Here is a 16406-nt window from a genome sequence, read left to right as displayed (position 1 = left end):
GCGCACCCTTTAAAAATTACCACAAAATGATACTATATTACCCTATATAGAAACAAAACTTAAAAAACAGAACATTATAGCATCATTTTTTTGATTAAATGCAATATATTTGATTGTAACTAACTAACCACTATATGAAAGTTTTTCCATTTAAAATTCCAAAATCTGGAGAAGATCCCCTTATATATCAAGAAGATATCGAAGTATCGTTTTATGATAAACTACACCAACACGAAGAAATTCAAATTAGTTTTATAGAAAAAGGAGAAGGTGCCGTTTTTGCCGGCGATACTATTTCGCAATATCGGGAAGGCGACATTCTAGTAATTGGAAGCAACTTACCTCATGTTTTTAGAAGCGACGTTCAGGAAAATGTAGTTTCTGTAATGCGCACTTTGTTTTTTACCTTCAATTCGTTCGGAAGAGATTTTTTTGAACTCTCTACTTTTAGAAATATTCAACCAATCTTAGAAAGCAGCAAAAACGGATTCATTATTCATAACGCACCGAAGAAAGTTGTCAAGTATTTTAAAAAGCTGAAGAAAGCTGACAGTTATACTCGTTTTATATTATTTCTAGATATTCTGAAATGGCTGTCAACATCTGAATATACTCCGCTTTCTAATTATTTATATCAAAAGAAAATAACCGATAATGAAGGTAAACGAATGCAGATTGTGTTTGAATATGTCATGACCAATTTTCATAAAAATATCACGCTTGATGAAATTGCTTCGATCGCCAGTATGACCAAAAATGCTTTCTGCCGGTATTTCAAAGTCCGGACCAACAAGTCTTTTTTTCAATTTCTAATTGAAGTGCGTATTGAGAGAGCTGCAAAGTTATTGTCTAATAATGAAGAACTCTCTGTCTTGGAAATTGCCGAAATGTGCGGCTTTAATAATATTTCCAATTTTAATAGAAAATTTAAGGAATTAAAACAGCTTTCGCCTTTGCAGTATAGAAAACTGAATTTGTAATTTATAACTACAAATGTTCAAGCTCCCAATAGCTATCGGAATTAAAATAATTAAAACAGACGCAAAAAAATCTCCAAAATCTGCTAAATCTGCGAGAGAAAAATGCTCGCAAAGTAGCTAAACCGCAAAGTTTTTTTTAGCCACAGGTTATTAAGATTAAAAGGATTATAAATCTGTTAAGAAAAATCTAGACGCAAAAATATTTCACGCAGATCTAGCAGATTGAGCAGATTGAGCAGATTAAATTAGATTTTCATAAAATGAAACCAAAATAAATCAGCTGTTTACTCTCATTGTTTTAAACGAGATCAGACAGCTGATTTATTTCATAAAAATCTATTTATTTCGAAACTGCTGTTATTTCAAGTACAACGCTTGATTCTACTTTCGAAGAAAAAACTCTCAAACCTACATTCATTAAATAATCTCCTGTAAAAGATTCTCCAGATTCTTCAAGCGTTTTCTTTGCATCCGTCATTAAATTAATTTCTTCCACTTTATAGGTTTTGTTGGCATCTAAACCTTGAAAACGAACCAAATTATATTGCGGATCATAAAGCGGATGAAGCGTATACGAAAATAAAACGGCTTTGTCTTTTGATTCATCAACATACATTAATACCGCGCGGCTGTCTTCATAAGGAGAAACTATTCTGTACATATCACCATGCCATATTACAGAACTTAGTCTTTTGTAATTTGCAACTGCATCCTGAGTATATTTTAATTCTTTTTCTTTCAGTTCGTTTACATTAATGTCAAAACCTAATTTTCCCATCATGGCAACATCTGTTTTGAATTTAATAGACTGATTTCCCCATGAAGTTACGTGATTACAAATCGAAAAAGCCGGAAAGAACTGCGAATAACCCCACTGAATAAATACTCTATTATAAGGATCTGTATTATCACTTGCCCAAAACTCTGTGAAATATTTTAGGAAAGCATAATCAGTTCTTCCTCCACCTCCCGCGCAAAGCATCATTGGCAAATGCGGATATTTAGTTTTTATTCGTTCTAAGACTTTGTACAAACCTCTGGTGTATTCAATAAACAAATGTGACTGCTGATTTTTTAAATAGGTAGAATATGCGTTGGTCATCATTCGGTTACAGTCCCATTTAAAGAATGCCACTCCTCCATTGGTCTGCATAATATCGTCTACTGTTTTAAACACAAAATCCTGCACTTTAGGATTCGATAAATCCAAAACCAATTGAGTTCTGTAATAACTTTCTTCTCTATTTGGCAGTTTTAAAATCCAATCTGGATGTTTTTCATACAACTCACTTTTCGGATTCACCATTTCGGGTTCAATCCAAATTCCGAATTTAACTCCTGTTTTTTCTGCCTGCTGCATCAGAAAACCTAAACCGTTTGGCAATTTTGTTTTGGTTGCCTGCCAATCTCCTAATCCAGATTTATCTCCGCTTCTCGGATATTTATTTCCAAACCAACCGTCGTCTAATAAAAACATATCGACACCTAATGTTTTAGCATCTTCAAACATTTCGGTTAATTTCTTTTCGTCGAAATTAAAAAAGGTAGTTTCCCAATTGTTCAATAAAGTCAAGCGAGATTTGTCTCCATCTTTTACGCCATAATTTTTTGCCCACGAATGTAAATTTCTGCTGGCCTGTCCTTTTCCTTTATTTGAAAAAGTATAAATAAAAGAAGGAGTTGTAAATACTTCTCCAGGCTGAAGGTTATATTCTGAAGCAAACGGATTAATTCCAGAACTAATTCTAAGAGAATTTTTGTTGTCCAATTCAAAAGTAAACTTAAAATTTCCCGACCATGCAATTGTTCCAGCAACAAGCTCCCCTGTATTTTCTTTGGCTTTTTCATTTAAACCTAAAAAGAAAACTGGCGTCTGGTACATATTGGTTCTTACACCCAACTTCGAATCGATTACTTTAGCACCGCTCGTTAATTCGCTTTCCTGCATTCTTACCTCTTTTGCCCAATCACCATGAAACTGAGTCAGCCAATATTTATCGGCATCAAAGTGCAGCATAGACGAAGCGTAGTTGTACAGCGTTACAGGTTTCTTTTCGCGGTGCACAATTTCTGTCCACTGTTCAATAACATTTTCCTTATAAAAAGCTTTATAATACAATGTCACTTCTACAGGATAAACTGGATCTTTCATTTTTATACTGGTTTCAGTCGTATTGCTATCTAACTTTTTTGTTTGATGATTTACATAAACCAGTTCTAAAGCAGGATTTCCGTCATTATGCGTTATTCGAATAGCCGATTCAAACAAATTATTGGTTCCGTAAGTTGGATACGCCTGATGTCTTAGATTTAGCAACGGATTTCCATCGTTGATAACAAATGTTCTTTCGGTTTCTTTTGAAAGCGCATTATATGCCGAAGCTTCGAGTTTTGTCCCTAAATACGATTGGTAAAGCAAACCGTTTTTTGCCACCTTTAGAATTAATGCTGTATTCTGGGTTTCAATGGCAATGGGATCATTTTGTGCATTAGTCTTCCAAAACAAAATGGTTAAGACTAATATGAGAAGTGCTTTTTTCATAAAAGTTTGATTAATAATAAATAATGTTTTTTGGGGAGATTTTAAAAGATTACAATACAATCAATTGTTGTAATTCATCTTAAAACTCCGAACATCACATTTATCAATTAAACCACGAGAGAAATTTCATTTAATTATACCCATATATAAAAGGTTCTATTTGGTATAATTCATAAGAAAAGGTTTTTGAGCTCTAATAAACCTTTTATATCAATGTAAAAATGAATTCCAAAAATAGCAAAATATAATTAAATCCATATTTCTGCCTTTAGATTTTCCTTTTTTGGAAAAGTAATCCAAAATAGGCTTTTGATAAAACTTTTAGGCTTTTTTACCGATTCTGATATTTTATTACCTAAAAATCGCTCTGAATCGTAAAACACGAATAAACATAAACAAGTTTACTCTTACATATTAGCTTAAAAACACTGACTGGTATGGTCAACAAAAGAAAAACGAGTAAAAAATCAAAAATTATTCTGCAAAAAAAATTCTGATACTATATTATCCACTTTTAAAAATCAAAATAATCACTTTTTGACTTCTCATAATCTCCATTGTTTTTTCCAAAAATTGATTTTAAGAATCGAACAGAACAAATAAGCTTTTAATAACAATAAAAACTCACATCTATTAGTCTAATTGACTTTAACTTACGCTTTATGCATATATTATCCACTTTAATTTTTAAATTATCTTAAATAAGGCATGTTTTTTACGCATATCTCAAAAAACTGGTAGGTACTGGTATGTGCTGGTTTAGAAACATTTATACTTTTGGTTTTCACATTTATCTCTTTTTCATAAACAATCTGCACGAGCTCAAGGCATTTTGTTTCTCCAAAATGAAAAAGATGAAAACGGACCACGAGAATAAATTACTAACTAACAAAAACCACTAAAACATGACCAAACAAAAACCGACAAAAGAGTGGCTTTCTTCTGAGACGTGGAAGATTACCAAACTAACATCTGGAGCCTTACTGGCACTCGCTTTACAGAGTTCTTTTGCTGCTGAGTTGAAAGAGACAAAATTCTCCACCAAACTGTCTTCTGATTTAACTCTAACAAAGAACAAAAACACATTTTTTGCCGTAGAAAAACTAGTAAAAGGAAAAGTAACAGGCCCGCAAGGAGAACCGCTTCCTGGTGTAAACATTCTTGTAAAAGGAACAAAAATAACGGCAACAACAGATTTTGATGGCAATTTCACAATTGAGGTTCCTGACTCCAACAGTATTCTTGTTTTTTCTTACACCGGATTTTTAACAAAAGAAGTTCGTGCTGATGACGCTGCAAGCATTCAGCTTGAAGAACAGAATCAGACTTTAAATGAAGTGGTTGTCGTTGGGTACGGAACTCAGAAAAAAGCTTCTACAACGGGAGCAATTGCTTCTATTAAAGGAGGTGTTCTAACTCAAAATGCATCTGCAAACGTATCTAACGGAATTGCTGGACGTATGTCTGGGGTAATTGCCAATAACCGTTCTGGAAGACCTGGTGATGACAGCTCAAGCCTTTTGATTAGAGGATTTAATTCATTTGGCGGAGGTACAAGTCCGCTTGTAGTTGTAGACGGTATTCCTGATCGTGATTTGAACAGAATTAACCCTGACGATATTGAATCTGTAACGGTTTTGAAAGATGCATCGGCAGCTATTTATGGAGTACGTTCTGCAAATGGGGTAATTCTGGTAACGACTAAAAGAGGAAAAGTAGGCGCGCCAACGATTAAAGTTGACGGATCGTATGGTATTCAGCAGTTAACCAGAATGAGCGAAAGAGTTAATTCTTGGGAATACATGACGTACTATAACGAACTTAATGCTCATAAAGGCACAACGCTTCCTTACACTCAGGCAGAAATTGACAAATATAAAGCTGGAAACGATCCTAATTATACCAGTACAGATTGGTTAAAACAAGTTTACAGAAAAGATGCTCCGCAAGCCAACCTTTCTCTATCTGTAAATGGTGGGAACGAGCAGGTTAAATATTTCTTTTCTGGACAATATTTAAACCAAGAAAGTAATCTTAGATATAGCGACGAGCGATACAGACAGTTCAATTTAAGATCTAATATTGATGTTAATATTACTTCAAACTTTAAAGTAAACTTAGATATCGCTACTCGTAAAGAAGACAGAAACTTTCCTGCGGTAAGCATTGGAAGCATTATGCACGAGACAGTTAGTATGTATCCTTTTATTCCTGCATACTGGAAAAATGGACTTCCGTCGTCTGGTATCACAAATGGTAGAAACCCAATTTTAATGTCTTCGTCAGCAGCAGGTTATGATCACGTGGTAAACTTAATTGTAAATCCTAAAATTGGATTTGAGCTGAAATTGCCAAAAATAACTGAAGGATTATCTCTTAGCGGATACGCTGCATTTGACTATAATGTGCGTAGTGAAAAGAGATTTACAAAACCATGGGATGCTTATTCGTATGACAAAACAAATGACAGTTACAATAACGTAAAAAACAGCACCAGTATAACTAGTGTTATGCAGGATGAGCGAATTGCAAATCAAAATACATATTTCGCAAAATTAGCTTACGATCGTAAGTTCAACAAACACTCTGTTAATGCTTTTGTAGGTTACGAGCAGACTACAATGGACAAAACCCAAACGTATGCTTACAGAAGAGATTTGTTAAGCGATCAATTGGATCAGATTTTTACTGGAAGCACTAAAGGGCAAAACGCAACTGGCGGCGCCTATCAGGACGGACGTGAAAGTTTCCTTGGAAGAGTGGCTTACAATTTTGATGATAAATATTTTGCAGAAGTTTCTGCACGTTATAACGGATCATTCAATTTCCCTTCGTCAACGCGTTGGGGTATGTTCCCGGCTATAAGCGCAGGCTGGAAAATCTCTGAAGAGCCTTTCTTCAAAAACAATATAAAAGGATTTGATTTACTAAAAATTAGAGCTTCTTGGGGAAGAATGGGTAATGACGATTTGAGAGAAACTATTAATGGTGTAGAATATCTTAACCAATATCTTTTCTTGACAAGATATCAGTTAACAACAGATCAGCAGCTTTACAGCTACTTTGGATCAGATTATACGTTAAATAACAGTATTTATCTTTCTTCTACTCCAAACCCAAATATTACTTGGGAAATTCAAGATTCTAAAAACATCGGTTTTGATTTCGGATTCTTTGGAAATAAATTAACAGCGACTTTTGACTACTTCAGTAATAAAAGATCTGACATTCTTGCAGCTAGAAATGCTTCTGTGCCATTATACACAGGATTATCTCTTCCTAAAGAAAATATTGGAAAAACGGTAAACAGAGGTACTGATTGGTCTATTAACTACGCCGACAATATCAATAGTTTTAAATATAGTGTTGGTTTCAATTTTACTTATGCACAGAGTGAAGTATTATTTCGAGATGAAGCGGCAAATATTCCAGCTTGGCAAAAATCAACTGGAAGAGCTATTGATTCTTGGATGGTATATCAAACCAACGGAATTTACCGTACTCAAGCAGAAGTTGACAATTCTCCTCACTTTGAAGGAGCAAAACCGGGTGATCTTTGGGTAAAAGATATTGATGGTGATGGAAGCATCACTTCTAATGATAAAGTGAGAATTCCTGAATCGGCAACGCCAAAAATTGCTTATGGTATTCCAATCAGAGCTGAATACAAAGGTTTTTCTGTAGATATGCTTTGGACAGGTCAGGCAAAAGCGAGACAAATGATTCTTCCGCAAGCTCAAGGCGCTATCGTGGCACCACCAAGATGGTTATACGAAGACCGATATACTGCTGATAATCCAAATTCAAAATACCCTGTTGCCTTCAATGATTCTGATCCAAGAAACAATATTCCAGCTGACTTCTGGTTAAGAGATGCTTCATTCTTCAGATTAAAATCTTTGGAGATTTCATATACATTACCAGAAAAAGTCTTGTCTAGATTCGGAATATTAAATACGAGATTTTATGCGGGAGGAACCAATTTGTTTTCTATCGATCACATGAAACAGTACAATTTAGATCCTGAAACCAATAATACGACAGGAGTAAATTATCCGCAAACCCGTATTTACAGAATCGGTGTAAGCATTGAATTATAACAAGGTAAAAAGATCAAGACATGAAAAATTATAAAATCAATAAACTAATAAATATAAAAAAGAAGGCTCTTATTGCGGCTGCTCTTTTTATCACAGTTACCACTGTAACATCTTGTAGTGAAGACCCGTTAGATAAAGCGCCTTTGGATTCTTATACAGATGAAAATGTGTGGAATGACTTAAAACTTACCGAAGCTTTTGCTAATAATCTCTATACCGTTTTACCAAGTACGCAGCACAACTGGAACGACAGAACCAACCGCAGCTGGATTTTATCTACTGCTTGTGATGAAGCATTCAATAATTTTAACGATTATGATGTATGGAATTTAAATTCTGGAGCTCTTACACCAGACAACGCGGGAGATTTCAACACTTGGAAACCTACTTATGCTACCATTCAAAACTGCAACATCTTTTTGTCCCGAATTGATAACGTGCCAGGAGACGAAGCTTGGAGAAATAGATTAAAAGGTGAAGTGCTTTTCTTAAGAGCTTATGCATATTTCAAATTAATTAGTGATTACGGAGGAGTTCCTCTTGTTACTACGCCTTTCGACTTAAACAGTAATTTTAAAGTAGATCGCAGCACTTATGACCAATGTGTCGATTTTATTGTTACAGAATTAGACAAAGCTGCTGAATTGCTTCCTTTAACTGCTAAAGATTTAGGAAGAGTAACAAAGGGCGCAGCTTTAGCTATAAAATCAAGAACATTACTTTATGCTGCAAGTCCGCAATGGAATCCTTCTAATGATTTAACAAAATGGAAAAAAGCATCAGACGCTGCAAAAGCAGTTATGGATTTAAATATGTATTCACTTTACGACAAAAAGTACGAAGATCTTTTTACTACAAACAATTCAGAAATCATCTTCTGCCGTTTATCTAGTAAAGATCCGCAATGGAGTGCATTTAATGGTGTAGAAATGTTTAATTCGCCAAGCGGTTTTCACGGATGGGCTAATTTTGCACCAAGCCAAAGCCATATAGATGCTTACGGAACAGCTGACGGAAAAGACATTACAGATCCAACATCTGGTTATGATCCTCAAAAACCTTATGTAAACAGAGATCCTCGTTTTTACAAAAACATTGTTTATGACGGACGTGCTTACGGAAAACCTGAATTCTTTCAAGATCGTTACGATGCAGGAAGTTCTAATAAAGCTGAATTCTACGAAGGCGGTTTAGATTCTCCACAAGGTTGGGATACTTGGAATGCCAGTAAAACACGTTATACTTTCCGTAAATATTGCGATACAACTTACAATTACAATAATGAAACACAAACTAATAAAGCTTGGATTATATCTCGTTTAGGAGAAATTTACCTAAACTTTGCCGAAGCGCAATTTAAATTAGGAAATGAAGGGACTGCCATTCAATATCTTAACTTGATCAGACAGCGTGCAGGAATTACAAATCCGTTAGTAGGTTTGACCGGAACAGCTTTAGAGAATAAAATCCGTAACGAAAGACAAGTAGAATTATGTCTCGAAGGATTCCGTTACTATGATGTTCGCCGTTGGAAAATAGCCGAAGAAACTGAAAACAAACCTCTTATGGGAGTAATCATTACCAAAAACAGTGACGGTTCTAAAACGTATACCTACACTAAAGTTCAGGAAAGGATTTTCAAACCACAGCATTATTTGCTCCCAATTCCGAGAGATGAGATTAACAGAACAGGTTTACCCCAAAACCCTGGTTATAATTAAACTATAACCGATTAAGCAAACCCATCTAGAGGGATGGGTTTGATTTTAAAATGTCTCTAGAAATCAATCCAAATTGAAAATAGCGTTATGAAAAATCATTTTATAGTTTGTGTGGCAAATTGCTGTTTCTTTCTGAATTCATTCAGTCAGGAAACAATTACTTTCAAATCTACAGAACCTGCACTCCAGCTGGCATTTGAACGTGCCAAAAGTATGGCTCTGAGCTATAAAGGAGATTCGAACGATCCTGTTGGACCATGGTATGAAGCGGCTCTTCCTTCCCGATCTGCATTTTGCATGCGCGATGTCTCTCATCAAAGCATTGGCGCAGAAATCCTTGGATTGAGTAAGGAAAACAAAAACATGCTTTCGCTTTTTGCTAAAAACATTTCGGAAAATAAAGATTGGTGCTCTTATTGGGAAATTAATAAATACGGAAAACCTGCTCCAGAAGATTATAGAAATGATAAAGAATTCTGGTACAACCTGAATAGCAATTTTGATGTCATATTTGCTTGTTGGAGATTGTACTTATGGACAGGCGATGAAGATTATATCAAAAATCCTGAGTTTGAAAATTTCTTCGAAAAATCATCAACAGCATATATAGAACATTGGTTTTTGGAAGCCGATTCGCTATTAACCAGACCAGAATTTGTAAACACTCCTACTCCGTTCAATAGCAAAGACGATTTTCATAAATGTAGAGGATTAGCTTCTTATTCCGAAGGCATTCCGGGTTTAAAAATGGGAGTCGATCTAGTTGCAGCCATTTACAGAGGATTACTTACCTATTCTTCTATTTTAAAAGAAAAAGGACAATTTGAAAAAGCTGCTTTTTTCGAAAAAAAGGCACTTAGATATCAAGAGCAGATCGAGCAAATCTGGTGGGATCAAAATGCATCGGCCTACAATGTAATTTATACCGCCGATGGTAAATTTAGCAAAGATGCGGGCGAACTATTTTTATTATGGTTCGATGTTTTGGCAGATACAGACAGAACTGAAAAGACAATTAAACACATTCTTTCAGAAGAAAGCAATGTAGAAAATGCTTCTTATCTTCCGTTCCTTTTATACAAATATGGTTACGAAGACAAAGCATACGAATACATTTTACATTTAACCGATCCTGAAACCAAAAGAAGAGAATATCCAGAAGTTTCATACGGCGTAATTGAAGGCATCGTACACGGTTGTATGGGAATAGAGCCAGATGCTTCAAAAAGAACAATAACAACAATACATCGAGGAAAAAAAGACAGCATTTCTGAGGTCGACAATTTACCCGTGTTACAGACAACATTAGCTGTAAAACACGAAAAACAAACCACTACAACACTACACAACAAAGGCGAAAAATTTATAGAATGGAAAGCAATGTTCCCTGGGAATTATACTTCTATCTTTATAAATAATAAAAAAGCTGCCGTAATTCATGAAAAGGACAACAAGGGAAATCCCTACACTGCTATTACAATTCGTGTGAATCCTGGACAGAAAATAACGGCGGCCTGTCGCTAAAACAACTCGTCCAATGTACTACTCATACAATGGATACAATTTAAAATCAAACGCTATGAAGATATCTTCTAGAAAAAAACTTAAATCCTTTTTATTGGTTCTTATTGCTTTATGCTTTATAGCAAATACAGCATTTTCACAAGAAGATCAACGTTGGCAAATTAATACCGACGGTTCTATTTCTTGGCAAATAAACAATAGCATTCCGCATGATGATCATATCGAAATGAGTGGTAAAAGAATCTCATGCGTTCTAAGGTATGGCGTAGCGGCTGATGGTTCTTTTCATGCGACCAGAAGTTTAGTCTGGCCAATGCTGAGAACCATTCCGAATAATACGCATGCGAGTTTAACGCGTCAGTTTGCGCAAGATGCTTTTGATCTTGTTACTGTAAATTACAAACCGATTGCAGCAGAAAAAACGGTTTCATTAACGTTAAACGGAACATTATTGGTTAAAAGCAAAACAGATAAACTTGAACTTACAAGACAGTTTTTTCCTTCTACAGCTTTGGCGGTTTATAACGAAATTTATACCATCAAAAATAGCTCTGATAAAAACTGCATTATAGAAATTCCAAAATCGAATGCTGTTTATACCACAGATCCTGCAAAAGGAACTGAAGGCAGTTATACTATTCATGCAGATCTTATTAATAATGGAAGTTTTAATCTGAAACCAAATGAATCGGTTAGCTTTTCTGTTGTCTATTCAGGCGTAAAAGCAAACGAAACCGTTCCTGCTGTAAATGTTGAAGAAGAAAAAAGCAAACGTTTAGAATTGATTAGTGAAATATGGAGCAAATTGATTTTGGAAACGCCAGATCAGGTTTTGAATACCGAATTTGCTTTCGCGAAAATCAGAGCGGCTGAAAGTATTTTTGAAACCAAAGGCGGTCCAATGCACGGTCCAGGCGGAGAATCGTATTATGCTGCCATTTGGGCAAACGATCAAGCGGAATATATTGGTCCATTCTTCCCGTATTTAGGATATGACTATGGAAACAAGGCTTCATTAAATGCCTATCTTCAGTTTGCCAAATTCATGAATAAAGATTACAAACCTATTCCGAGTTCGATTGTGGCAGAAGGAACAGATATTTGGGCAGGTGCAGGAGATCGCGGAGATGGTGCTATGATTGCTTATGGAGCTACTCGCTATGCGCTTTCGAGAGGAAATACAGATGAAGCAAAACAGTTATGGCCCTTAATTGAATGGTGCTTAGAATATTGTCGCAGAAAAATAAATTCAGATGGCGTTGTTGCTTCAGATTCTGATGAATTGGAAGGGCGTCTTCCTGCAGGAAAAGCCAATCTTAATACTTCTTCTTTGTATTATGATGCATTACATTCTGCCGTTTATCTAGGCAAGGTTTTAGGAAAAAACGAAACACAGCTTAAAGAATATAAAGCGGAAGCTGAAAAATTAAGAACCGCTATAGAAAAGTATTTTGGTGCAAAAGTCGAAGGTTTTGAAACGTATAAATATTACAAAGAAAATGATGTTTTAAGAGCTTGGATCTGTACTCCACTTACCATGGGAATTTATGATAGAAAAGACGGAACTATAGATGCCTTATTTTCTTCTAGATTATGGACTAAAGATGGTTTGGCAAGTGTTGCCGGAGATAAAATATTCTGGGATCGTTCTACTTTGTATGCTTTAAGAGGCGTTCTAGCTGCTGGCGAAACAGACAAAGCGCTAGATTTCTTGCATTATTATTCTAACCGACGTTTATTGGGAGATCACGTGCCATATCCTGTAGAAGCATATCCAGAAGGCGATCAGCGTCACCTTTCGGCTGAAAGCGGTTTGTATTGCCGAATTTTTACAGAAGGATTATTTGGTATTCGTCCGACAGGTTTGCACAGTTTCGATTTTACGCCAAGACTTCCTAAATCTTGGTCTACTATGAAACTAAAGCATATTCATGCATTTGAACGTGATTTTGATATTACCGTTGAAAGAGCTGGCAAAAATCTAAAGTTAAAAATAACTGACGGAAAAAAACTAGCGATCAATAAGGTTATTAAAGATGGTAATACCATAAATATTAAGTTATAATTTTTTTTTGAATTATTGTTTTTGAAGCAAACCTCCGAAATGTATCTTGGAGGTTTGTTTTTATTCGAGTAGTTTTTTCACGCAGATTTAAACCAATAGGATCTGCTAAATCTGCGAGAGAAAAAAAATATAAATAAAACTGCCTCCCGCAGATCTTGCAGATTTAGCAGATTATTTTATAAATACAGTATATCTGTAGAGACGCACCGCAGTGCATCTACGCCCAATATATCAAGGAGATTTGTTTTTTATATCAATAGATTTATATACAGATTTAAACAAAAAAATCTGCTAAATCTGCTAAATCTGCGAGAGAGAAAAATATAAATAAAAATGCCTCACGCAGATCTTGCAGATTTAGCAGATTATTTTATAAATACAGTATATCTGTAGAGACGCACCGCAGTGAGTCTACGCTCAGTATATGTGCAACAGGAAAATCTTTGAGGACAAACGTGCGCGAGACGCACTGCAGTGCGCCTCTACAGAATATTAGAACGATAATAAATCTATCTCTATTTCAAAGCCTTAAACAATATTTCTACCGGATGCAATGCTTTTCGCCCCGTTCCATCAGTAATTTGATGTCTACAGCTTGTTCCTGATGCAGAAATTAAAGTAGCTGTTTCTTCTTTTCTAATTGTTGGAAACAAAACCATTTCTCCAATTTTCATCGAAATATCATAATGCTCTTTTTCGTAACCAAAAGAACCTGCCATACCGCAACAGCCGCTTGGAATATTCAAGACTGTATAATTCTTAGGAAGAGAAAGTATCTTTTTAAGTGGCACTAAGGAAGATAAACTTTTTTGAAAACAATGCCCATGCATGCGAACTCTTTCTGTCTGTTCTGTAAAACTATCCGATGTAATACGTCCAGTTTCTAATTCTTGAGCTAGAAATTCTTCTATCAAGAAAGTTCTTTTCGCTGCTGTTTTCGCTTTTTCTTTTAAATCTCCACGACACAAATCAGGATATTCATCACGAAATGAAAGTATCGCCGAAGGTTCAATTCCTATTAAAACACCATCACTTGGAATCGCTTTTTCAAAATCTCTAATATTTTGTTCTGCAATTTCACGTGCTTCTTTTAGCATTCCTTTTGAGAGATATGTTCTTCCACTTATTCCTATTTCAGGAATCAAAACTTTATACCCTAATTGATTCAAAAGTTTTACGGCCGTCTGCCCTATTTCGACATCATAATAGTTGAGAAATTCATCATTATACAAATAGACATTTCCATTTCTAAAATCACCTATTTGCCTATAGTTTTTTATCCATTTGGCAAACGTAATTTTATGCATTAAGGGTAATTGTCTTTCCACAGCAAAACCAGTACTTTTTTTAATCCAATTTCCGAGAATTCCTTTGGTTGACAAATTATACATCCACGGAACTGAAGCAAACAACTGATTTATTTTTGGTGTATTTCCAATAAGTTTTGATCGAAATTTTACACCGTTTTTATCATGATATTGCTGCAAAGTTTCTGCTTTCAGTTTTGCCATATCTACGTTTGAAGGACATTCTGACTTACAGCCTTTACAGCTTAGGCACAAATCTAAAACATCCAGCAAGTTTTCATCATCAAATTTATTGGCTTTTACTGAGTTTGTAATGGTCTCTCTCAGCATATTAGCACGCGCTCGAGTTGTATGTTTTTCATCTCGGGTAGCCATATAACTTGGACACATTGTTCCGCCGCTTTTCTCAGTTTTTCTGCAATCGCCAGATCCATTGCACATTTCGGCGGCACGAAGAATTCCGTTGTGTTCCGAAAAATCGAAATAAGTTTCAGGCATTGGCGTATCCTGTCCAGCCGTATATCGCAGACTTGTATCCATAGGAGGCGTATTCACGATTTTCCCCGGATTAAAAACATCCCACGGGTCCCAAACCTTTTTTATTTGAACAAATAATTCATAAATCTCATCTCCCAACATTAGCGGAATAAATTCTCCACGAAGCCTTCCGTCTCCATGTTCTCCGCTCAACGAGCCTTTGTATTTTTTTACCAAATGTGCAATATCGGTTGCAATAGTTCTAAAAAGTGCTGTCCCTTCATGAGTTTTTAAATCTATAATCGGACGCAAATGCAATTCACCCGTAGCCGCATGCGCATAATGCACACAGTTTAGATTTCTCTTTTTTAGAATAGCATTAAAATCTTCTATAAAATCAGGCAGATCATTTACGTCAACAGCTGTATCTTCAATTACAGCTACCGCTTTCGCATCTCCCGGAATATTAGATAATAAGCCTAATCCGGCTTTTCTTAATGCCCAAACTTTATTGGTATCTTCACCATAAACAATTGGAAAATGATATCCTAGATTTTTAGAACGCATCAGGGCTTCCATCTCTTTGGCAATGCCGTCTATTTCTTCTTGCGAATCTCTTAAAAATTCAACCGCTAAAATAGCTTGAGGATCGCCTTTCACAAAAAAACGATTCTTACTTTGTTCGATATTTTCTTTGGTGCATTCCAGAATATAATGGTCAATCAGCTCCACGCTATCTGGATTAAATTTCAGCGCTTCAATATTAGCTTTTAAAGATTCATGAATGCTTTCAAAATGCACACAAACCAAAGCCGAATACGGTTTTAAAGCATCAACTAGATTTAGTTTTATTGCTGTAGAAAAAAATAATGTTCCTTCAGACCCTGCAATCAGTTTACAGAAGTTAAACTTTTCATGAGAATTATTAAATGGACTGCTGTCTGCCAATAAATCCAAAGCATATCCTGTATTTCTTCTCGGAATTGATTTTTTAGGAAAATTAGTTTCAAATAAATTTCGGTTATGTTCAGATGATAGTATTTCTTTAGCTTGAACATAAATAGCCTGTTCTAAGGGACTCACAACATTAATTCCGTTGCATTTATCTTCAAATTCAGCATTGGTTAGAGAACCAAAAACAACTTCATTTCCATCTGCTAAAAAACCTTTTATTTCAAGTACATGCTCTCGAGTTGATCCATACACAACAGATCGAGCTCCGCAAGCATTATTTCCCACCATTCCACCAATCATACAGCGATTACTGGTGGAAGTTTCTGGTCCAAAAAAAAGTTTATACGGTTTTAAATGCAAATTCAGTTCATCACGAATAACGCCAGGTTCTACCCAAACGGACTTTTCTTCCTGATTTACCGAAATAATTTTGGTGAATTCTTGCGAAATATCGACCACAATTCCATTTCCAACTACTTGCCCTGCTAATGAAGTTCCAGCCGCACGAGGAATGATACTGCTCTTGTTTTCTTTAGCAAAAGCAATAATTTTCTGAATATCTTCTTTAGTTTTCGGAATGGCTACAGCCAAAGGCATTTCTTTGTAAGCGCTTGCATCTGTTGCGTAAAGCAGACGCATGGTATGATCGTAAAATAATTTTCCTTCTAATTGCTTTTCTAAAACAGTAAGATTAATAGAACTTTTGGAAAGGATATTATTATTCATTTTTAATTGT

At 35.4% G+C, this 16406-nt stretch carries 7 protein-coding genes; 5 read left to right on the top strand and 2 right to left on the bottom strand.

All coding sequences use genetic code 11. From position 1 onward, the window contains the following. Window positions 1-134 precede the first annotated feature (134 nt). Window positions 135-980, top strand: coding sequence for an AraC family transcriptional regulator (locus BLP44_RS15500; RefSeq protein ID WP_066034479.1), 846 nt, complete (start codon window positions 135-137; stop codon window positions 978-980). A 340-nt stretch (window positions 981-1320) separates the two neighbouring features. On the opposite strand, the gene BLP44_RS15495 is transcribed toward BLP44_RS15500, so the two are convergent. Next, a complete protein-coding gene (locus tag BLP44_RS15495) occupies window positions 1321-3522 on the bottom strand; it encodes an alpha-galactosidase (protein ID WP_091134298.1) in 2202 nt (733 codons plus the stop codon). Window positions 3523-4427: 905 nt separating this feature from the next. Between BLP44_RS15495 and BLP44_RS15490 the strand changes: the two genes are divergently transcribed. The 4 genes from BLP44_RS15490 (at window position 4428) to BLP44_RS15475 (ending at window position 12932) form a co-directional block, all read left to right on the top strand. Next, window positions 4428-7622 carry a SusC/RagA family TonB-linked outer membrane protein gene (locus BLP44_RS15490; RefSeq protein WP_091134296.1) on the top strand — a complete coding sequence of 1065 codons (3195 nt, stop codon included), beginning with the start codon at window positions 4428-4430 and terminating at the stop codon, window positions 7620-7622. A 20-nt stretch (window positions 7623-7642) separates the two neighbouring features. Beyond that, entirely contained in the window at window positions 7643-9343 is a 1701-nt protein-coding gene (locus BLP44_RS15485; RefSeq protein ID WP_091134294.1) for a RagB/SusD family nutrient uptake outer membrane protein, read from the top strand. A gap of 87 nt (window positions 9344-9430) precedes the next feature. After that, window positions 9431-10867: a hypothetical protein gene (locus BLP44_RS15480; RefSeq protein WP_091134292.1), complete on the top strand. Its 1437-nt coding sequence runs from the start codon at window positions 9431-9433 to the stop codon at window positions 10865-10867. Between the two features lie 13 nt (window positions 10868-10880). Beyond that, complete coding sequence (locus tag BLP44_RS15475) at window positions 10881-12932, top strand: hypothetical protein (protein ID WP_211516887.1); 2052 nt, start codon at window positions 10881-10883, stop codon at window positions 12930-12932. 515 nt (window positions 12933-13447) lie between these two features. On the opposite strand, the gene BLP44_RS15470 is transcribed toward BLP44_RS15475, so the two are convergent. After that, window positions 13448-16396, bottom strand: coding sequence for an FAD-binding and (Fe-S)-binding domain-containing protein (locus BLP44_RS15470; RefSeq protein ID WP_091134288.1), 2949 nt, complete (start codon window positions 16394-16396; stop codon window positions 13448-13450). Window positions 16397-16406 lie beyond the last annotated feature (10 nt).

Origin of the sequence: Flavobacterium anhuiense (assembly GCF_900101855.1) — a bacterium.
Taxonomy (GTDB): Bacteria; Bacteroidota; Bacteroidia; order Flavobacteriales; family Flavobacteriaceae; genus Flavobacterium; species Flavobacterium anhuiense.
Note: the sequence above shows the minus strand (reverse complement) of the source record. Positions and strands in the feature narration are given on the sequence as shown.

Bases quoted from the DNA above. Each gene is read 5' to 3' on its own strand.
- BLP44_RS15500 (WP_066034479.1), top strand. From the start codon at position 135: ATGAAAGTTTTTCCATTTAAAATTCCAAAATCTGGAGAAGATCCCCTT.
- BLP44_RS15495 (WP_091134298.1), bottom strand. From the start codon at position 3,522: ATGAAAAAAGCACTTCTCATATTAGTCTTAACCATTTTGTTTTGGAAG.
- BLP44_RS15490 (WP_091134296.1), top strand. From the start codon at position 4,428: ATGACCAAACAAAAACCGACAAAAGAGTGGCTTTCTTCTGAGACGTGG.
- BLP44_RS15485 (WP_091134294.1), top strand. From the start codon at position 7,643: ATGAAAAATTATAAAATCAATAAACTAATAAATATAAAAAAGAAGGCT.
- BLP44_RS15480 (WP_091134292.1), top strand. From the start codon at position 9,431: ATGAAAAATCATTTTATAGTTTGTGTGGCAAATTGCTGTTTCTTTCTG.
- BLP44_RS15475 (WP_211516887.1), top strand. From the start codon at position 10,881: ATGTACTACTCATACAATGGATACAATTTAAAATCAAACGCTATGAAG.
- BLP44_RS15470 (WP_091134288.1), bottom strand. From the start codon at position 16,396: ATGAATAATAATATCCTTTCCAAAAGTTCTATTAATCTTACTGTTTTA.